The following is a 20,690-nucleotide window of genomic DNA, read 5'->3' as shown; positions in this document are numbered from 1 at the left end:
GCGTTGCCTTCGCAAAAAAAAATCGGTAAACATGATGCAACCCTGACAGCCAATTGAGGTAACCGATGAATTATCCGTCCATCACCCTGTGGTCAGATTCATCATTTTTCAGTCCTTACGCTATGTCTGCCTATGTTGCTCTTACCGAAAAAGGGATCCCTTTCCAGCTGAAACGTGTCGATTTGTCGCAGAATCAGCAATACGCCGCAGCATACCGCGAGCTGTCGCTGACCTGCCGCGTGCCGACTCTCCAGATTGATGACTTCCTGTTAAGCGAATCCTCGGCGATTACCGAATATCTCGAAGAGCGTTTTCCGGCACCCGAATTTGAGCGCCTCTATCCGCGCGATCGGGAAAAGCGCGCCCGTGCCCGTGAGATTCAGGCCTGGCTGCGCAGTGACTTCCTGTGGATCCGTCAGGAGCGTCCGACAGAAGTGCTGTTTGCCGGTGAACGTTTTGCGCCACTGACTGCGTCAGCGCAGCAGGCGGTGGATAAACTGGTTACCGCTGTCGATCGTCTGCTGCCTGAGGGGCAACAGAACCTGTTTGGTGAGTGGTCCATTGCAGATACCGATCTGGCAGTAATGCTTAACCGACTGGTATTACATGGCGATCCTTTGCCCGCCCGCCTGCGGCATTATGCTGAGTTTCAGTGGCAGCGAGCCTCGGTACAACTGTGGTTAGCAGAAAGTGGTAAAAATCGGTAACAGCCAGGGCTTGCTCAGGCTGTCGGAAGTGATTACCTTACGCCACATAAAAATAACGACGTGGCAAACTGCGTACACAACTGTACGCCAAACAGGAAAGGGTTACTGATGGTGGATCAAACTGCGGGTGACGGCATCGAGTGGGTCGATATCGTAAACGAAGAGAATGAAGTCGTTGCTCAGGCGACACGTGCGCAGATGCGTGCTCAGTGCCTGCGTCACCGCGCCACCTATATTGTGGTTCATGACGGTATGGGTAAGATTCTGGTACAGCGTCGCACCGAGATAAAAGATTTTATGCCGGGCAAACTGGACGCAACCGCGGGCGGCGTGGTGCAGAGCGGTGAAGATATGCTGGAATCTGCGCGACGTGAAGCAGAAGAGGAGTTAGGGATTGCCGCGGTGCCGTTTGCTGAACATGGCAAATTCTACTTCGAAGATCAGCACTGTCGTGTCTGGGGCGGTCTGTTCAGTTGTGTATCACACGGGCCATTCGCCATGCAGGAATCGGAAGTCGATGAGATTATCTGGATGACGCCCGATGAGATTACCGCACGTTGTGATGAGTTCACCGACGATTCGCTGAAAGCGCTCTCCCTGTGGATGAGCCGCAACGGCGATAACCGGGCCTGAAAACAGGCATTTTACTTCAGGTTATTCATCCGCATCAGACAGAGCCGCTTTGTTACCGGCGAAAAAAAAGGCATGCTCTGGGGCATGCCTTTTTCGTTATGACCAGCCGCTTAGCCTTCAGCCTGCTGGGACTGAATCGCCGTCAGGGCGATGGTATAAACGATGTCATCCACCAGCGCACCGCGAGACAGGTCGTTGACCGGCTTACGCATACCCTGCAGCATCGGTCCGATGGAGATCAGATCGGCTGAACGCTGTACCGCTTTGTAGGTGGTGTTACCGGTGTTGAGATCCGGGAAGATAAACACAGTAGCGCGGCCGGCAACCTGAGAATTCGGCGCTTTGGATTTCGCCACATCTTCCATGATCGCGGCGTCATACTGCAGCGGACCATCGATCACCAGATCTGGCCGTTTCTCCTGCGCAATGCGCGTTGCTTCACGCACTTTCTCAACGTCGCTGCCCGCACCTGACGTGCCGGTAGAGTAGGAGATCATCGCAACGCGCGGATCGATACCAAAGGCGCTGGCAGAATCGGCTGACTGGATAGCGATCTCAGCCAGCTGCTCCGCGGTCGGATCCGGGTTAATTGCGCAGTCACCGTAAACCAGCACCTGCTCCGGCAGCAGCATAAAGAACACCGAGGAAACCAGTGAGCTGTTAGGCGCGGTTTTGATCAGCTGCAGCGGCGGACGAATGGTATTGGCCGTGGTGTGAACTGCACCTGACACCAGGCCATCCACTTCGCCGCTCTCCAGCATCATAGTGCCGAGTACCACGTTATCTTCCAGTTGCTCCTGAGCAACCACCTCGGTCATGCCTTTGCTCTTACGCAACTCAACCAGACGCGGCACGTAGTTTTCGCGAACCTGTTCCGGGTCAACAATCTCAACGCCTTTGCCCAGTTCAACACCCTGAGCCGCAGCGACACGCTGAATCTCCTCCGGGTTGCCTAACAGTACGCAGGTGGCGATGCCGCGCTCGGCACAGATAGCGGCCGCTTTAACCGTACGCGGCTCATCACCCTCTGGCAGCACCACGCGTTTACCCGCTTTACGTGCCAGCTCGGTAAGCTGATAGCGGAAGGCAGGTGGTGACAGGCGACGGCTGCGCTCAGATGTGGCGGTCAGTGACTCAATCCACTCTGCATTAATGTAGCTGGCGACATATTCCTGCACTTTCTCGATGCGCTGCGTGTCATCAGCAGGCACTTCAAGATTAAAGCTCTGCAGGCTCAGTGAGGTCTGCCAGGTATTGGTTTTCACCATAAACACCGGCAGGCCGGTCTGGAAGGCACGGTCGCAGAGACGGGCAATGCGATCGTCAATCTCGTAGTTACCGGTCAGCAGGATTGCGCCAATCTCAATGCCGTTCATCGCAGCCAGACAGGCGGCGACCAGCACATCCGGACGGTCAGCCGAAGTCACCAGCAGTGAGCCAGGACGGAAATGCTCCAGCATGTGCGGGATACTGCGGGCGCAGAAGGTAACGGATTTAACCCGGCGGGTCTGAATCTCGCCTTCGTTAATGATGCGTGCATCCAGGTGGCGGCACATATCGATCGCGCGGGTGGCTATCAGATCAAAGCTCCACGGCACGCAGCCCAGCACGGGCAGCGGGCTGTCTGAGAAGAGCTGCTTAGGATCAATGTTGGCGATGCTGGCTTTTGAGGAATCATCAAAGATTTCTGACAGGTCAGGGCGGGTACGTCCCTGATCGTCGACCGGCGCGTTGAGTTTGTTGATGATCACGCCAGTGATGTTTTTGTTCTTCTGACCGCCGAAGCTGCTTTGCGTCAGCTCAATGCGCTCTTTCAGCTGCGCCGGAGAGTCATTGCCCAGCGCCATCACGAAGACGATTTCCGCGTTCAGGGTTTTGGCGATTTCATAGTTCAGCGCGTTGGCAAACTGATGCTTACGGGTTGGCACCAGACCTTCAACCAGTACCACTTCAGCATCCTGAGTGTTGGCATGATAACGGGAGATGATCTCTTCCATCAGTACATCCTGCTGGTTGGAACCCAGCAGTGACTCAACGCGCGACATCTGCAGCGGTTCAGCGGCAGGAATCGAGGAGTTCTTACGGATGATGGTGGTGGTTTGATCCGGAGTGTCGCCGCCAGCACGTGGCTGAGCAATCGGCTTAAAGACGCTAAGGCGAACACCTTTGCGCTCCATGGCGCGAATAACGCCAAGGCTGACGCTGGTCAGGCCGACGCTGGTGCCGGTCGGAATGAGCATAATTGTACGTGACACGTTTGAACCTCTCAGTAATGGCAGGGTGTCAGAAACAACTCCGTCAGCCTGAGCTGACGGAGAGAAGTGTTTTACGCAGTCAGACGCGCGGCGTCCTGGGCGATGACCAGCTCTTCGTTGGTCGGAATCACCAGCGCCGGGCGGGTGCCTTCTTTATTGATGTAGCCTGATTTGCCGAAACGGGCTGCCAGGTTGCGCTCGTGGTCCACGTCAAAGCCCAGCAGTGCCAGTTTTTTCAGTGAAAGTTCACGGACCATCGCGGCGTTTTCACCGATGCCGCCAGTGAACACGACGGCGTCAAGACGGCCATCCATCAGCGCGGTGTAGCTGCCGATATATTTCGCCAGGCGATGACAGAAGACATCCATTGCGCGCTTCGCATCTTCTTTGGTGGTGTAGTTGTCTTCTACGTAGCGGCAGTCGCTGGTGACTTCGGTCAGCCCTAACAGGCCAGACTCTTTGGTCAGCAGTTTATTGATGGCGTCAACGCTCATACCCAGCGTATCGTGCAGGAAGAAGATGATGGCCGGATCGATGTCGCCACTGCGGGTTCCCATCACCAGACCTTCCAGCGGAGTCAGACCCATAGAGGTGTCTACGCACTCGCCGTTACGAATAGCAGAAACTGAACCACCATTACCGAGGTGACAGGTGATAATGTTCAGTGACTCAAGCGGCTTGTTAAGCATTTTAGCGGCTTCGTGAGTCACATAGAAATGGCTGGTGCCATGCGCGCCATAGCGACGAACGCCATGCTCTTTATATAATTTGTACGGCAGCGCATAGAGGTAAGACTCTTCCGGCATTGTCTGATGGAAAGCCGTGTCGAATACCGCGACATTCTTATCTGACAGGTGTGGGAAGTTTTTCATCGCTTCATCAATACCGATCAGATGAGCCGGGTTGTGCAGCGGTGCAAAAGAAGAGGCGTCCTTGATGCCCTGTACCACGTCTTCAGTAATGATGACTGACTGAGTCAGCTTCTCGCCGCCATGAACGATACGATGGCCGATTGCAGCAATTTGTGCCGAAAGCTCAGGTTTTTGTGCCAGAATGGTTTTAACAATAAAGTTCAGCGCTTCGCTATGCGCTGCGCCAGCACCCAGAGGCGCTTCCTGTTTTTCGCCTTCCAGCTTCCATTTGATGCGGGCCTCAGGAAGGTGGAAACATTCCGCCAGGCCTGACAGGAACTCTTCACCGCTGGCAGGGTTGAGAATGGCAAACTTCAGGGAAGAGCTGCCACAGTTCAGAACCAGAACTAACTTACTCGACATGGAAGTACCTATTTTTTGAGAGTGGCTAAATAAAACGCAATCAGACTAACAGCGTAGCCCATGAAAGCTGGTAGATTAATGACAAACATCATGCGGTAGACAGAAACCTGCATTTCCGCAAAAAATTTCAGCAATCTTACGCGAAAATTTGAAGATTGCCTTGTCGAAATATGGCTCAGGCCTCTTCCCAACGGCGCATCCCGCGTGCGGAAAGGTGTTAAAACGGCGTCAGAATAGCTGGAGTCATCTTTAAAGACAAAAATAATTGAAGGATGTTACGTAAAGTTGTGTGGTTATAACTATTTTTTAATCTTTGCAGTATTAGTTGAGGTGAGCCATGGCGAATGAATCTGGCAGTACCAGTTGGTTTCGGATGTTTCAGCGCGGCCAGCACTATATGAAGACCTGGCCTGCTGATAAGCGCCTGGCCCCGGTGTTCCCGGAAAACCGCGTTTCATCAGCAACGCGTTTCGCCATTCGCTTTATGCCACCGCTGGCGATTTTTACGCTGACCTGGCAGATCGCGATGGGCGGTCAGTTGGGGCCTGCCGTGGCGACGGCGATGTTTGCCTGCAGCCTGCCGATGCAGGGATTGTGGTGGCTGGGCAAGCGTTCAGTCACGCCGCTGCCGCCGACGCTGCTTAACTGGTTTCATGAAGTGCGTGCCCGGCTGGAAGAAGCGGGGCAGGCGATAGCGCCGGTTGAAGGCAAGCCGACCTATCAGGCGCTGGCCGATCTGCTTAAGCGGGCGTTTAAACAACTCGACCGCACTTTCCTGGACGATCTCTGACTCCTCCCGGGCTGGCGGTAAAATAATTACCGCTAACCTGCGGCCAAATCAAAGAAAGGCGATACGGCGATTTCCGTGTCGCTAACGCTGTGCAATCATTTCTCCATTGTCGATTAACTGAGCGGTCTCTGACCGGGAGTGAATGATGGAAATGACCCATGCGCAGCGTCTGATTCTTACCAACCAGTACAAAATCATGGCCATGCTTGAGCCGGAAAATGCAGAACGTTTTCGCCGTTACCAGACCATTATCGAACGCGGTTATGCGCTGCAGATGCGCGAGCTGGATAAAGAGTTTGGCGAACTGAGTGAAGCGATATGCCGGACCGTGATCGATATAATGGAAATGCATCATGCGCTCCACGTCTCCTGGTCGAACCTGAAGGATAAAGGTCAGCTGGAAGAGCGCCGTCTCGCCTTTCTGGGCTTTGATGCAGCAACGGAAGCACGCCTGCTGGGTTACGTCCGTTTTATGGTCAATACAGAAGGGCGTTATACCCACTTTGATTCCGGTACCCACGGTTTTAACGCGCAGACCCCAATGTGGGAAAAGTATCAACGCATGTTAGCTTTGTGGCAGACTTGCCCGCGCCAGTACCATTTAAGTGCAAACGAAATTGCGCAAGTGATTAATGCCTGATGAGGAGGAGCGCGTGACCTACATAGGTTTTCTATTTGATTTAGACGGCACGCTGGTGGACTCACTGCCAGCGGTTGAACGAGCCTGGAGCCAGTGGGGTGCCCGTCATGGTATCGACGCTGATGAGATCCTGGATTTCATCCATGGCAAACAGGCGATTACCTCTCTGCGTCATTTCATGGCAGGCCAGTCGGAAGAGGCTATTCAGGCGGAGTTTGTCGCGCTGGAGCAGGCTGAAGCGGCAGACACCGACGGTGTGCAGGCGCTGCCAGGCGCCCATGCGCTGCTGAACCGGCTGAACGAGCTGCAGATTCCCTGGGCGATCGTCACTTCAGGTTCTGTGCCGGTCGCTCATGCTCGTCACAAAGCCGCAGGATTACCGAAGCCCGCCGTCTTCATTACCGCTGAGCAGGTCGCTAAAGGCAAACCTGAGCCCGATCCTTATCTGCTTGGTGCAGAGAGGCTGGGGTTAGCGGCGACGTCATGCGTGGTAGCAGAAGATGCACCCGCCGGTATTCTGTCCGGCCTGAACGCCGGCTGTGCGGTGATTGCTATTAATCCCCCAGCGGAAACGCCACGACTGGATGAGGTGGCGCTTAAGCTCGACTCACTGGCGTCTCTGATTATCACCCGCGAGTCTGATGGCAGCTTTACCTTCAGCCAGCAGGCTTAAAGATCCGCCCGGCGGCCATGCCGTCGGGTTTACAGTGGCGTATCCTGCGAAATTTCATCCAGCGACAGGCTGAAGCTTGGAATAAACACCTCAACGAAGTAATCCATCTCTGGCGAACGCCGCTGTGCCAGGGTCTTTTCCAGCCGCGCTTTGGCCAGCAGAAATTCGTTATTGCCGGCAGACAGCTCCTCAAGACATTTTACATAGGCACAGAGCGCATCTGCCTGTTTCACCACGGCCTGCTCCTCTTCGCTATGCAGATGCTCGTCGATCAGCGGGCGATAGATCGCCTGAAACTCTTCCGGCAGCATCTCAATCAGTTTCTGCTGGGCAATCTTCTCGATTTTCTTATATTCGTGGGCAATCTGTGCGTTGTAATACTTAACCGGGGTGGGTAAATCGCCGGTGAGCACTTCGCTGGCGTCATGATAAAGCGCCAGCATGGCGATGCGGTCGGCGTTAAGCGAGCCACTGAATTTAAGGTTTTTGATGACGGCCAGCGCGTGCGCCACCATGGCGACCTGCAGACTGTGTTCAGAAACATTCTCGGTACGCACATTGCGCATCAGTGGCCAGCGGTTGATCAGCTTAAGACGGGAGAGGTGAGCAAAGAAGTGGCTTTGTGTCATGAGCGTTCCTGTTAGCAGGCAGGGGAGAGACAGGCTCTCCCCAAATAGCGTCAGTATACGCGGGCGTGATTACTGGCGATAGCCTTGCAGGAAGCGACCAAATTTATTAATCGCCATCTCCAGATCATCCACACGAGGCAGCGTAACAATGCGCAGGTGATCGGGCCATGGCCAGTTGAACGCGCTACCCTGTACCAGCAGCACCTTCTCCTGAAGCAGAAAATCCAGCACCATTTTTTGATCGTCAAAAATATTGAATTTTTTGGCGTCAATTTTCGGGAACATGTAGAGCGCGCCCTGCGGCTTCACACAGCTGACGCCGGGAATATCGTTGATCAATTCCCAGGCACGCTGGCGCTGCTCATAAAGACGACCACCAGGCATAATAAATTCGCTGATGCTCTGGTAGCCGCCCAGCGCCGTCTGGATGGCATGCTGGGCCGGTACGTTGGCACACAGGCGCATAGACGCCAGCATCTCCAGCCCTTCAATGTAGCCTTTCGCATGTTTCTTCGGCCCGTTCAGTACCATCCAGCCCTGACGGAAACCGGCTACACGATAGGTTTTAGATAGGCCATTGAAGGTTACGGTCAGCAGATCCGGGGCCAGGGCTGCGATGCAGTGGTGCTGTGCCTCGTCGTAAAGGATCTTATCGTAGATCTCATCGGCAAAAATAATCAGGTTATGCTGACGCGCAATCTCAACCACCTCTAACAGCAGCTCTTTGCTGTAGACCGCACCGGTCGGGTTGTTCGGGTTGATAATTACGATACCGCGGGTACGCGGGGTGATCTTGCTGCGGATATCATCCAGGTCAGGGAACCAGCCTGCTGACTCATCACACAGATAATGTACCGCTTTTCCACTGGAGAGGGAAACCGCAGCCGTCCACAACGGATAGTCAGGTGCTGGCACCAGCATTTCGTCGCCGCCGTTCAGTAACGCCTGCATCGCCTGCACGATGAGCTCTGAAACGCCGTTGCCAATGTAGATATCTTCTACCGTGACATCACGCATGTCGCGCGCCTGATAGTGCTGCATGATCGCTTTACGGGCGGAATAGAGACCCTTGGAGTCGCAATAGCCCTGAGCACTGGGAAGATTACGAATCACATCGACCAGAATTTCATCCGGTGCTTCGAAACCGAACGGTGCCGGATTGCCGATGTTCAGCTTAAGAACTTTATTGCCTTCTTCTTCGAGGCGCTTCGCCTCTTTCAGGACCGGGCCACGGATGTCATAGCAGACGTTATCGAGTTTTCCGGATTTATCTATTTGAAAAGTCATTGTTACCGCCTTAACGGGCAGAATCCTTTTTGGCTGCCACTGAAATCGAACCAGCACAATGTACTCTCCTGCCGCTCACAAATGAAGGGTGCCGCCCCGTTTTGGCGGGTTCGACAACTTTTTAGACGGTGAGTAGCGTAAAAAATATTTACCAGTACATGATGCGGTTGATAAAACCAGAAATGATGCATATAGGAATATTTTAAACTATCTAAAGCGGGGCTGAGACAACATATGGCTTGGGTATTGTGAAATGAAATATGAACGTTATGGAAAGGACGCTTTTCTTTGCACCTGAAATATACACTCAGGTAAATAGTTAAAGGATATTTTATAAATGTTCACTTTGTGGACAATTTTATGACGCGTGCAACGACTACGCCTTAACACTGCTTAAGAGTGACCTGTTTAAGGCCTTGTGATTGCCGGAAAAGTACCAAATGAAGAGGTGTTTCTGGCACGCTTTTATCAGGATTGTGAGCAGTACTTAACACTTCTTCACTAAATTTCGGAACGCTGAAGGCTTAAAAAGTGATCAATAATGTGGCATAAGGGTCCGGAAATGCCTTTAGCACAAAATTTACAGCGCTTTTCACAAAATCATTTCCATTTTGAAGTCAAAAATGATTAAGTATAATTTATTATTTAATGCACATAGCCGCTTCGTCTTGCTGGCCTGAAAAGTGCGATTTTTATCCCGCCCGATAATTTCTGGTGGGAATAAGACAACTACGCAGCTTCCTGCATTTGCGCACCCCAGCGCCATCGGTTCAGAAGTTGTATCTGTCTTGAGAGCACCGTGACCCTTTCAGTTGAGTCAGCAGTGCCGGTTCCAGATGAATTTTTTTTGTGTCAGTCTTCACACAGGACTGTCATTAAGCACCATTACTGCTTATCACTTTGATAAGCTTGTAATAACACCAGGGTAGTAGTTCGTAAAAATCTTATAAGTGAAGAAAAAACATGACTAATGCAAATCGTCCGATACTCAATCTCGACCTCGATCTGCTGAGAACTTTCGTTGCCGTTGCGGATTTGAATACCTTTGCAGCGGCCGCTGCAGCGGTCTGCAGAACCCAGTCAGCAGTCAGTCAGCAGATGCAGCGTCTGGAACAATTGGTAGGTAAAGAGCTGTTTGCCAGACATGGACGTAATAAGCTGTTAACAGAGCACGGGATCCAGCTTTTAGGCTATGCCAGAAAAATCCTTCGTTTCAACGACGAAGCCTGCACTTCGCTGATGTACAGTAATATTCAGGGCGTGCTGACCATTGGTGCCTCTGATGACACCTCTGACACTATTCTGCCTTTCCTGTTAAACCGGGTAACCTCGGTTTATCCGAAACTGGCAATCGATGTTCGGGTTAAACGTAATCCGTTTATGATGGAAATGCTCAATCAGGGTGAAGTGGACCTGGTTGTGACGACCTCAAGCCCGGGTAACTTTACCTATCAGGTACTGCGTACTTCACCTACCTTGTGGTACTGCGCAGCGGATTATATCTTCCAGCGCGGCGAAGCTATTCCATTGGTGCTGCTGGATGAGCCAAGTCCTTACCGCGATATGGCGATTGATCATCTCAATGAAGCTGGCATACCGTGGCGTATCTCATACGTCGCTTCCACACTGGCTGCAGTACGCGCCGCGGTGAAAGCGGGACTGGGCGTGACAGCGCGTCCGGTAGAGATGATGAGCCCGGAACTGCGTGTTATGGGTGCGGCGGAAGGGCTGCCGGTATTGCCGGATACGCAATATCTGCTGTGCCGCAATCCTGACAGCGATAATGAGCTGGCACTGGCTATCTTTAACGCCATGCAGTCCACCAACGACCCGTATAACCTGAGCAATAATCCAGACGGTACGCTGTTGCTGGATGACGAAGAGTAATTTCGCTAACGTGTTGTACTCAACACAGGCATAGTTGCCTTAACAAACGCTTATAAATAGGCCTCTCATTCCCTGAACAGAACGAGAGGCTTTTTTGTGTCTGCGCCTCGCCCGACTCTCCTCACCAGCTCTTCTCCCTGACGTTACCCTCCTGAATAATTTCATCCTGCAATGAACTGAAACGTAAAAACCGAAAAAACGAATCATTTGTTCTGGATCGCTGTTTCATTTGGAGAAAATTAGCGCACAAAGGACAGAAGTGTGTTCTGGATCAAGAAAATACCCCTGAGAAGGGGAAGGAAAACAGGATGATACCTGTCAAAATATGTTTGTTAAATGCACGATCCATGCATGTGAATACCCGCTACACTAAAATTAACCCTACAGACTGAAGCGATTTAGCTGGAAAGCGGGGCATCATTTGTTAATAATATGATGCAGGTGTGAAATAATGTTTGGATACTTTTGTCAAAGTTGACAAAAGGTTATAGAAAGGAGTAAAAAACCCCATAAAATGGCTGCTTATTACCTGATAACAGCAACATTTAAAAGGTTTTTACCCTTCCCTTGAATCGATGTGGTCAGTTTGCTGCGGGAAACGCGTGCAGGATGCCAGCGCCACTTTTGATGAGTAAGCAATGAGTATGTCAACTACCACCGAAATCATCGCTCAGCACTGGGCGTTTATCGTATTTATCGTTATTGCCTTTGGCCTGTGTGCTTTCATGCTGACCGGAGGATGGCTGCTTGGCGGCAGAGCGCGCGCCCGCTACAAAGACACGCCATTCGAATCGGGCATCGAATCCGTTGGTGATACCCATATCCGCCTGTCGGCGAAATTTTATCTGGTTGCGATGTTTTTCGTCATTTTCGACGTCGAAGCCCTCTTTTTATACGCATGGGCGACTTCAATCCGTGAAAGCGGTTGGATCGGCTTTGTGGAAGCCGCAATTTTCATTTTGGTGCTCCTGGCGGGGCTGGTCTATCTGGTACGCATTGGCGCACTGGACTGGGCGCCAGCTCGTCGTCGCGTGGTGGTGAAAACCACTACGGTCAGCCACACCAATCCTCATAAGCAGTAAAAGAGAGGCAATAAGATGGACTATACGCTCACCCGCATAGACCCGAACGGTGGTGAGAACGACCGTTATCCTCTGCAAAAGCAGGAAATCGTCAGCGATCCGCTGGAGCAGCACGTTCATCGCAGCGTTTATATGGGCAAACTCGAAAATGCCCTGCATGACATGGTGAACTGGGGACGTAAAAACTCCCTCTGGCCCTACAATTTCGGCTTGTCCTGTTGTTACGTAGAGATGACAACGTCGTTTACCGCGGTTCACGACGTGGCGCGTTTTGGTGCGGAAGTTATGCGCGCCTCGCCACGTCAGGCGGATTTCATGGTTATTGCCGGTACGCCGTTTACTAAAATGGCCCCGGTTATTCAGCGTTTGTACGATCAAATGCTGGAACCAAAATGGGTGATTTCCATGGGTGCCTGCGCCAACTCGGGCGGCATGTATGACATCTATTCGGTGGTGCAGGGCGTCGATAAATTCCTGCCGGTCGATGTTTACATTCCTGGCTGCCCGCCACGTCCTGAAGCTTACATGCAGGCACTGCTGCTGTTGCAGGAGTCGATCGGCAAAGAGCGCCGTCCGCTTTCGTGGGTTGTCGGCGACCAGGGCGTTTACCGCGCCAACATGCCTTCAGAGCGTGAAAGAAAACGTTCAGAGCGCATCGCAGTCACAAACCTGCGCAGCCCGGACGAAGTTTAAAACCGTATGGATGGAAAACCGCGCCTGCAGCAGAACATCACAATTTAATGCATGGCCCCATCCTGACGCCTTCATTTGAGTGCCTGAGACCAGGCCGGAATGGTGAGTAACGTATGACAGATTTGACCACGCAAGATCTCGCTCAGCCTCTATGGCAAACCCGTGATCACCTTGATGACCCGGTGATCGGCGAGTTGCGTAACCGTTTTGGGCCGGATGCCTTCACTGTTCAGCCAACCCGCACCGGCATTCCGGTGGTATGGGTTAAGCGTGAACAGATACTGGAAATCATCGAGTTTCTGCGTAAATTACCCAAGCCTTACGTCATGCTGTATGACCTGCATGGCGTGGATGAGCGTTTGCGTACCCACCGTGCAGGCCTGCCTGCGGCGGATTTTTCCGTTTTCTACCACCTGCTGTCGATTGAGCGTAACCGCGACATCATGCTCAAGGTGGCACTCTCTGAAAACGACATGCATCTGCCGACCATCACCCGTCTTTTCCCGAATGCCAACTGGTATGAGCGTGAAACCTGGGAGATGTTTGGTATTACCTTTGATGGCCACCCGCACCTGACCCGCATCATGATGCCGTCGACCTGGGAAGGCCATCCGCTGCGTAAGGATTACCCGGCGCGCGCCACCGAATTCGATCCTTTCACGCTGACTAAGCAGAAAGAAGATTTAGAGATGGAGGCGCTGACCTTTAAGCCCGAAGACTGGGGCATGAAGCGCAGTACTACCAACGAAGACTTCATGTTCCTCAACCTCGGGCCTAACCACCCGTCGGCGCACGGTGCATTCCGCATCATTCTGCAGCTGGATGGTGAAGAGATTGTCGACTGCGTGCCTGACATCGGTTATCACCATCGTGGTGCCGAAAAGATGGGTGAACGTCAGTCGTGGCACAGCTACATTCCTTACACAGACCGTATCGAATACCTCGGCGGTTGCGTAAACGAAATGCCGTACGTGCTGGCAGTGGAAAAACTGGCCGGTATCGTGGTGCCCGATCGCGTTAACGTGATCCGTGTCATGCTCTCTGAGCTGTTCCGCATCAACAGCCATCTGCTCTATATCTCCACCTTTATTCAGGACGTCGGTGCCATGACACCGGTGTTCTTTGCCTTTACCGATCGCCAGAAAATCTATGACGTAGTTGAAGCCATTACCGGTTTCCGTATGCATCCGGCCTGGTTCCGCATCGGTGGCGTCGCACACGACCTGCCGCGTGGCTGGGAACGTCTGCTGCGTGACTTCCTGGACTGGATGCCGAAGCGTCTGAAGGAATATGACAAAGCTGCACTGCGTAACACCGTGCTGATTGGTCGTTCTAAAGGCGTGGCTGCGTACAACATGGAAGAGGCGCTGGCGTGGGGCACGACCGGTGCCGGTCTGCGTGCAACGGGTCTCGACTTTGACGTGCGTAAATGGCGTCCCTATTCAGGCTACGAAAACTTCGATTTCGAAATCCCGGTCGGCGACGGCGTCAGCGATGCGTATAGCCGCGTTCAGCTGAAGATGGAAGAGATGTGGCAGTCGCTGCGTATTCTTGAGCAGTGTCTCAATAATATGCCAGAGGGGCCGTTTAAAGCGGATCACCCGCTGACCACGCCGCCACCGAAAGAGCGCACGCTGCAGCACATTGAAACGCTGATTACCCACTTCCTGCAGGTGTCCTGGGGACCGGTGATGCCAGCCAATGAATCGTTCCAGATGATTGAAGCGACGAAAGGGATCAACAGCTACTACCTGACCAGCGATGGCAGCACCATGAGCTACCGCACCCGCGTGCGTACGCCGAGCTTCCCGCATCTGCAGCAGATTCCTTCCGTAATCCGTGGCAGCCTGGTATCCGACCTGATCGTATATCTGGGTAGTATCGATTTTGTTATGTCAGACGTGGACCGCTAATTATGCACGATCAACACATTGCCATTAAAACGATCGACCCTAACGAGGTCTTCGTGCTGAGCGCGGAAGAGCATCACGCTATTGAGCACGAAAAACACCACTACGAAGATGCGCGTGCAGCCTCGATTGAAGCGCTGAAGATCGTGCAGAAACAGCGCGGCTGGGTGCCAGACGGCGCGATCAACGCGATTGCCGAAGTCCTGGGTATCCCGGCAAGTGATGTTGAAGGTGTGGCGACGTTTTACAGCCAGATCTTCCGTCAGCCGGTGGGTCGTCATGTGATCCGTTACTGTGACAGTGTGGTCTGTCACATCACCGGTTATCAGGGCATCCAGTCCGCACTGGAACAGCAGCTCAATATCAAACCGGGTCAGACCACGGCTGATGGCCGCTTTACGCTGCTGCCAACCTGCTGTCTGGGCAACTGCGACAAGGGCCCAACGATGATGGTGGATGAAGATACGCATGTGCATCTGACGCCGGAAGGCATTCCTTCTTTGCTGGAGCAGTATCAATGACAATTAAACAGATCATTCGTACTGCTGAAACCCATCCGCTGACCTGGCGGATGCGTGACGACAAGCAACCTGTCTGGCTTGATGAATACCGCAGCAAAAACGGCTATGCCGGTGCGGAAAAAGCGCTGAAAAGCATGTCACAGGATGAAATCGTCGCAGCAGTGAAAGATTCCGGCCTGAAAGGGCGTGGCGGTGCTGGCTTCTCTACCGGTCTGAAGTGGAGCCTGATGCCGAAAGATGAGTCGATGAACATCCGTTACCTGCTGTGTAACGCCGATGAGATGGAACCCGGCACCTATAAAGACCGCCTGCTGATGGAGCAGATGCCTCATCAGCTGGTGGAAGGGATGCTGATCAGTGCCTTTGCACTGAAGGCTTACCGTGGCTATATCTTCTTACGTGGCGAATACATTGAAGCCGCGGTGCATCTGCGCCGTGCGATTGCTGAAGCGACGGAAGCGGGTTATCTCGGTAAAAATATTCTTGGCACCGGTTTCGACTTTGAGCTGATCGTCCACACCGGCGCAGGGCGTTATATCTGCGGCGAAGAGACGGCGCTGATTAACTCACTGGAAGGCCGTCGTGCTAACCCGCGTTCCAAGCCACCATTCCCGGCAAGTGCGGGCGCGTGGGGCAAACCGACCTGCGTGAACAACGTGGAAACCCTCTCCAACGTCCCGGCGATTCTGGCCAATGGCGTGGAGTGGTACAAAAACATCTCTAAAAGCGAAGATGCCGGTACCAAAATGATGGGCTTCTCAGGACGGGTGAAAAATCCTGGCGTCTGGGAGCTGCCATTCGGTATCACCGCGCGTGAAATCCTGGAAGATTATGCGGGCGGCATGCGTGATGGGCTGAAGTTTAAAGCCTGGCAGCCGGGCGGCGCAGGCACCGATTTCCTCACCGACCAGCATCTGGATCTGCCGATGGAGTTTGCCAGCATCGGCAAAGCAGGCAGCCGTCTCGGCACCGCGCTGGCGATGGCGGTCGATCACGAAATCAATATGGTCTCGCTGGTGCGCAACCTGGAAGAATTCTTTGCCCGAGAGTCGTGCGGCTGGTGTACACCGTGTCGCGATGGCCTGCCGTGGAGCGTGAAAATTCTGCGTGCGCTGGAGCAGAAGCAGGGTCAGCCAGGGGACATCGAAACCTTACTGCAACTTTGCCGTCAGCTTGGCCCGGGTAAAACCTTCTGTGCGCATGCGCCGGGTGCGGTTGAGCCGTTGCAGAGTGCGATTAAATATTTCCGTGAAGAGTTTGAAGCTGGCATGGCTCCGCAGGTGTTTGGCAATACCCGCGCCATTGGCGGGATCCAGCCAAACCTGCTGAAAGCGCGCTGGTAATTCGCCGTAGCACACGGAACAGGCCTGGTGCCGCCGCCCGGACAATGTCGTGCGTCGGGGCAAGAATATGATTAACGCTCGTCTCTGACGAGCCTTACGGAAGCATGTCACTATGGCTACAATTCATGTAGACGGTAAAGAGTATGATGTGAACGGAGCGGACAACCTGCTACAGGCATGTCTCTCTCTGGGCCTTGATATTCCTTACTTTTGCTGGCATCCGGCGCTGGGAAGCGTTGGGGCCTGCCGCCAGTGTGCGGTAAAGCAATTCCAGAATGCCGAAGATACCCGCGGCCGTCTTGTCATGTCCTGCATGACGCCGGCCTCTGACGGCACATTCATCTCCATCGATGATGGCGAAGCGAAAGAGTTCCGCGAAAGCGTGGTGGAGTGGCTGATGACCAACCACCCGCACGACTGCCCGGTGTGTGAAGAGGGCGGTAACTGTCACCTGCAGGATATGACAGTCATGACCGGCCATAGCTTCCGCCGCTATCGCTTCACTAAGCGTACCCACCGTAATCAGGATCTCGGCCCGTTCATCTCCCATGAGATGAACCGCTGTATCGCCTGTTACCGCTGCGTGCGTTACTACAAAGATTATGCCGATGGCAAAGATCTGGGTGTCTACGGCGCGCACGACAACGTCTACTTTGGTCGCCCGGAAGATGGCACGCTGGAGAGCGAATTCTCCGGCAACCTGGTTGAAATCTGCCCGACCGGCGTCTTCACCGACAAAACCCACTCCGAACGCTATAACCGTAAATGGGATATGCAGTTTGCGCCGAGCATCTGCCAGCAGTGCAGCGTTGGCTGTAACACCAGCCCGGGTGAACGTTATGGTGAGTTACGCCGTATCGAAAACCGTTATAACGGCACTGTAAATCACTATTTCCTGTGTGACCGTGGCCGCTTTGGCTATGGCTACGTGAACCGTAAAGATCGCCCACGTCAGCCGATGCTGCTGCGCGGCAACGACTGGGTCACACTGAACGCAGAGCAGGCGGTTAACGCTGGTGCAGATTTGCTGCGTCAGGCGAAGAAAGTGATCGGTATCGGCTCGCCGCGCGCCAGCATTGAAAGTAACTTCGCCCTGCGTGAACTGGTGGGTGCAGAGAACTTCTCAACCGGCATGCCAGCGGGCGAACAGGCCCGTCTTGAACTGATGCTGAAAGTCCTGCGCGAGGGCGGTATCTATACGCCATCGCTGCGTGAAATTGAAAGCTACGACGCGGTGCTGGTGCTGGGTGAAGACCTGACACAGGTGGGCGCTCGCGTGGCGCTCTCGGTGCGTCAGGCAGTGAAAGGCAAAGCGCGTGATATGGCCGCTGCGCAGAAAGTCGCAGACTGGCAGATCGCCGCCATCATGAACATCGGTCAGAACGCCAAACATCCGCTGTTTGTTACCCACGTTGATGAAACCCGTCTGGATGATATCGCGGCATGGAGCTATCGTGCGCCGGTTGAAGATCAGGCGCGCCTCGGTTTCGCTATCGCCAGTGCGCTGGATGAAACCGCCCCGGCGGTGACCGATTTCGACAGCAAACTGAACGGCAAGATGGATGTCATCGTGCAGGCGCTGGCCGGCGCGAAAAAACCGTTAATTATTTCCGGGACCCATTCCGGCAGCAGCGCGATGATCGAAGCGGCTGCCAACGTGGCGAAAGCGCTGAAAGCGCGCGGTGCCGACGTCGGGATTACGCTGCTGGCGGGACACGCCAACAGCGTGGGTCTTGGCCTGATGGGCGGCAATCCTCTGGAGAGCGCGCTGGAGCAACTGAGAAACGGTGAAGCCGATGCGCTGGTGGTACTGGAAAATGACCTCTATCGCCATGCACCGAAAACGCTGGTTGATGCGGCGCTGGCCCAGACTACTAACGTGATTGTGGTTGATCATCAGCGCACCGAGACGCTGGAGAAAGCGGGTCTGGTGTTATCAACCGCCAGCTTCGCCGAAAGCGATGGCACCTCGATCAACCATGAAGGCCGCGCACAGCGTTTCTTCCAGGTTTACGATCCTTCTTACTACGACAACAACGTAGTGATGCTGGAGAGCTGGCGCTGGCTGCATTCGCTGCACAGCACGCTGGAAAGCCGTCACGTCGACTGGACGCAGCTGGACCACGTCATCGATGCGGTGGTGAGTCATCTGCCACAGCTGGCCGGAATCAAGGATGCGGCACCGGATGCCAGCTTCCGTATTCGCGGACAGAAACTGTCGCGTTCACCGCACCGTGCCAGTGGCCGTACCGCGGCGCGCGCCAATATCAGCGTGCACGAACCGCGTCAGCCGCAGGACCAGGACACGATGTTCGCCTTCTCAATGGAAGGTAACAACCAGCCCTCTGCACCGCGCTCACAGATTCCGTTTGCCTGGGCACCAGGCTGGAACTCACCGCAGGCGTGGAACAAGTTCCAGGCGGAAGTGGGCGGCAAATTGCGTCATGGCGATCCGGGCGTGCGCCTGTTTGAAGCCAGCGCAGGTGAGTTACCGTGGTTCACTACTGTACCAAAAGCCTTTGTCAGTGATGCGCAGTGGCGCGTGGCACCTTTATATCGGCTGTTCGGCAGCGAAGAGATGTCACAGCGTTCACCGGTCTTCCAGCAGCGCATGGCTGAGCCTGCGCTGGTGATTAACCCGGAGGATGCGGCAAAACTGGGCGTCAACAATGGCGCGGCGGTGGAGTTCAGCTGTGCCGGTGAGACAGTGCGTCTGCCGGTCCGTTTCTCGGCGTCACTGCAGGCGGGACAGATTGGTCTGCCGCTGGGTATGCCGGGCGTTCCACCATTCCTGGCGAACGGTAAAATCGACACTCTGCAGGAGGCGGCGCAATGAGCTGGTTAACACCGGACGTTATCGACATTCTGCTGGCCATTGTTAAAGCCATCGTGATTCTGCTGGTGGTGGTGGCCTGCGGCGCGTTCATGAGCTTCGCCGAGCGTCGTCTGCTCGGCCTGTTCCAGAACCGTTATGGGCCAAACCGCGTAGGCTGGGGCGGCTCGCTGCAGCTGGTGGCGGACATGATCAAAATGTTCTTCAAAGAGGACTGGGTCCCGCCGTTTACCGACCGCTTTATCTTTACCCTTGCACCGGTTATCGCCTTTGTTTCACTGCTGCTGGCTTTTGCTATCGTGCCGGTTTCGCCCACCTGGATGGTAACAGACCTGAATATCGGTCTGCTGTTCTTCCTGATGATGGCGGGCCTTGCGGTCTACGCGGTGCTGTTTGCTGGCTGGTCGAGTAACAACAAATACTCGCTGCTGGGTGCGATGCGCGCCTCGGCGCAGACCCTGAGCTACGAAGTGTTCCTGGGTCTGTCGCTGATGGGTGTGGTAGCACAGGCGGGCTCGTTCAATATGAACGATATCGTCAACAGCCAGACGCATCTGTGGAACATCATTCCGCAGTTCTTCGGTTTCGTGACCTTCTGTATTGCGGGCGTGGCGGTGTGTCACCGTCATCCGTTTGACCAGCCAGAAGCGGAGCAGGAACTGGCGGACGGCTACCACATTGAATATGCCGGTATGAAGTTCGGCCTGTTCTTTGTCGGCGAATATGTGGCGATTACCACCGTTTCAGCGCTGATCGTAACGCTGTTCTTTGGTGGCTGGCACGGACCTTTCCTGCCGCCGTTCATCTGGTTCGCCCTGAAAACGGCGTTCTTTATGATGATGTTCATCCTGATCCGTGCTGCGCTTCCGCGTCCACGCTACGACCAGGTGCTGTCATTCGGCTGGAAAGTGTGTCTGCCGTTGACGCTGTTGAACCTGCTGGCGACTGCCGCAGTGATTCTCTACACAGCGCCGTAAGGGGTTAACAAATGACTTTGAAAGATATTGTCGTAGGTTTCGGCACGACAGTTCGCAGTATCTGGCTGATCGGGCTGCACGCCTTCGCCAAACGTGAAACGCAGATGTACCCGGAAGAGCCGGTTTATCTGCCACCGCGCTATCGTGGCCGTATCGTGTTAACCCGCGATCCGGACGGCCAGGAGCGTTGCGTTGCCTGTAACCTGTGTGCGGTTGCCTGTCCGGTTGGCTGTATTTCACTGCAGAAAGCTGAAACCAAAGATGGCCGCTGGTACCCGGAGTTCTTCCGCATCAACTTCTCACGCTGCATCTTCTGTGGCATGTGTGAGGAAGCCTGTCCGACCACGGCGATTCAGCTGACCCCGGATTTCGAACTGGGTGAGTTTAAGCGTCAGGATTTGGTGTATGAGAAGGACGATCTGCTGATTTCGGGGCCGGGTAAATATCCGGAGTACAACTTCTACCGCATGGCAGGTATGGCGATTGACGGTAAAGATAAGGGCGAAGCGGAAAACGAAGCCAAGCCTATCGACGTCAAAGGCTTATTACCTTAAGG

General features: G+C 54.1%; 18 protein-coding genes. 14 read left to right on the top strand and 4 right to left on the bottom strand.

The window, feature by feature from the left end; all coding sequences use genetic code 11:
- Positions 1-65: 65 nt before the first annotated feature.
- Together yfcF and yfcD are read left to right on the top strand one after the other, a co-directional pair.
- The gene (gene yfcF / locus FA92_RS12215) at positions 66-707 is read left to right on the top strand and encodes a glutathione transferase (RefSeq protein WP_033733376.1); all 642 of its coding nucleotides are present in this window, start codon (positions 66-68) and stop codon (positions 705-707) included.
- Between the two features lie 108 nt (positions 708-815).
- On the top strand, positions 816-1,340 hold the full coding sequence (gene yfcD / locus FA92_RS12210) for an NUDIX hydrolase YfcD (RefSeq protein ID WP_003854255.1): 525 nt from the start codon (positions 816-818) through the stop codon (positions 1,338-1,340).
- A 110-nt stretch (positions 1,341-1,450) separates the two neighbouring features.
- Here yfcD and pta read toward each other — a convergent pair whose 3' ends face one another.
- Positions 1,451-3,580, bottom strand: a complete 2,130-nt coding sequence (gene pta, locus FA92_RS12205; protein ID WP_033733375.1) for a phosphate acetyltransferase — start codon at positions 3,578-3,580, stop codon at positions 1,451-1,453.
- An 86-nt stretch (positions 3,581-3,666) separates the two neighbouring features.
- Positions 3,667-4,869, bottom strand: coding sequence for an acetate kinase (ackA, locus tag FA92_RS12200; protein WP_033733374.1), 1,203 nt, complete (start codon positions 4,867-4,869; stop codon positions 3,667-3,669).
- 337 nt (positions 4,870-5,206) lie between these two features.
- Here ackA and yfbV point away from each other — a divergent pair, with 337 nt between their 5' ends.
- From yfbV to FA92_RS12185, 3 genes are all read left to right on the top strand, one after another.
- Positions 5,207-5,659: a terminus macrodomain insulation protein YfbV gene (gene yfbV / locus FA92_RS12195; RefSeq protein WP_033783735.1), complete on the top strand. Its 453-nt coding sequence runs from the start codon at positions 5,207-5,209 to the stop codon at positions 5,657-5,659.
- Positions 5,660-5,804: 145 nt separating this feature from the next.
- Positions 5,805-6,299: a YfbU family protein gene (locus tag FA92_RS12190; RefSeq protein ID WP_033783734.1), complete on the top strand. Its 495-nt coding sequence runs from the start codon at positions 5,805-5,807 to the stop codon at positions 6,297-6,299.
- A 13-nt stretch (positions 6,300-6,312) separates the two neighbouring features.
- Positions 6,313-6,972, top strand: a complete 660-nt coding sequence (locus FA92_RS12185) for a sugar phosphatase (protein WP_033784644.1) — start codon at positions 6,313-6,315, stop codon at positions 6,970-6,972.
- A 29-nt stretch (positions 6,973-7,001) separates the two neighbouring features.
- Here FA92_RS12185 and yfbR read toward each other — a convergent pair whose 3' ends face one another.
- Complete coding sequence (gene yfbR / locus FA92_RS12180; protein WP_013358577.1) at positions 7,002-7,601, bottom strand: 5'-deoxynucleotidase; 600 nt, start codon at positions 7,599-7,601, stop codon at positions 7,002-7,004.
- Between the two features lie 69 nt (positions 7,602-7,670).
- Positions 7,671-8,888, bottom strand: coding sequence for a pyridoxal phosphate-dependent aminotransferase (locus FA92_RS12175; protein WP_033783733.1), 1,218 nt, complete (start codon positions 8,886-8,888; stop codon positions 7,671-7,673).
- Between the two features lie 963 nt (positions 8,889-9,851).
- On the opposite strand from FA92_RS12175, the gene lrhA reads away from it, so the two are divergent.
- The 9 genes from lrhA to nuoI all read left to right on the top strand — a co-directional run bounded on the left by lrhA (position 9,852) and on the right by nuoI (position 20,688).
- Entirely contained in the window at positions 9,852-10,775 is a 924-nt protein-coding gene (gene lrhA, locus FA92_RS12170) for a transcriptional regulator LrhA (protein WP_013358575.1), read from the top strand.
- Between the two features lie 638 nt (positions 10,776-11,413).
- A complete protein-coding gene (locus tag FA92_RS12165; RefSeq protein ID WP_010258058.1) occupies positions 11,414-11,857 on the top strand; it encodes an NADH-quinone oxidoreductase subunit A in 444 nt (147 codons plus the stop codon).
- A 15-nt stretch (positions 11,858-11,872) separates the two neighbouring features.
- Positions 11,873-12,550, top strand: coding sequence for an NADH-quinone oxidoreductase subunit B (locus FA92_RS12160; protein ID WP_013358574.1), 678 nt, complete (start codon positions 11,873-11,875; stop codon positions 12,548-12,550).
- Between the two features lie 113 nt (positions 12,551-12,663).
- Positions 12,664-14,463, top strand: coding sequence for an NADH-quinone oxidoreductase subunit C/D (gene nuoC / locus FA92_RS12155; RefSeq protein WP_033783732.1), 1,800 nt, complete (start codon positions 12,664-12,666; stop codon positions 14,461-14,463).
- 2 nt (positions 14,464-14,465) lie between these two features.
- Positions 14,466-14,981, top strand: a complete 516-nt coding sequence (gene nuoE, locus FA92_RS12150) for an NADH-quinone oxidoreductase subunit NuoE (RefSeq protein WP_033783731.1) — start codon at positions 14,466-14,468, stop codon at positions 14,979-14,981.
- A 2-nt stretch (positions 14,982-14,983) separates the two neighbouring features.
- Positions 14,984-16,324, top strand: a complete 1,341-nt coding sequence (gene nuoF / locus FA92_RS12145) for an NADH-quinone oxidoreductase subunit NuoF (RefSeq protein WP_175501446.1) — start codon at positions 14,984-14,986, stop codon at positions 16,322-16,324.
- Between the two features lie 112 nt (positions 16,325-16,436).
- A complete protein-coding gene (gene nuoG, locus FA92_RS12140) occupies positions 16,437-19,160 on the top strand; it encodes an NADH-quinone oxidoreductase subunit NuoG (protein ID WP_033783729.1) in 2,724 nt (907 codons plus the stop codon).
- A complete protein-coding gene (gene nuoH / locus FA92_RS12135) occupies positions 19,157-20,134 on the top strand; it encodes an NADH-quinone oxidoreductase subunit NuoH (protein WP_003854240.1) in 978 nt (325 codons plus the stop codon). The genes nuoG and nuoH overlap by 4 nt, the downstream gene beginning before the upstream one ends.
- 11 nt (positions 20,135-20,145) lie before the next feature.
- Positions 20,146-20,688 carry an NADH-quinone oxidoreductase subunit NuoI gene (nuoI, locus tag FA92_RS12130; RefSeq protein ID WP_003854239.1) on the top strand — a complete coding sequence of 181 codons (543 nt, stop codon included), beginning with the start codon at positions 20,146-20,148 and terminating at the stop codon, positions 20,686-20,688.
- The last annotated feature ends 2 nt before the right edge of the window (positions 20,689-20,690 follow it).

It is taken from the genome of Pantoea sp. 9140 (genome assembly GCF_000745295.1).
Lineage (GTDB): Bacteria > Pseudomonadota > Gammaproteobacteria > Enterobacterales > Enterobacteriaceae > Pantoea > Pantoea vagans.
The sequence above is the reverse complement of the archived record's forward strand: the minus strand, read 5'-3'. Positions and strand labels throughout refer to the sequence as shown.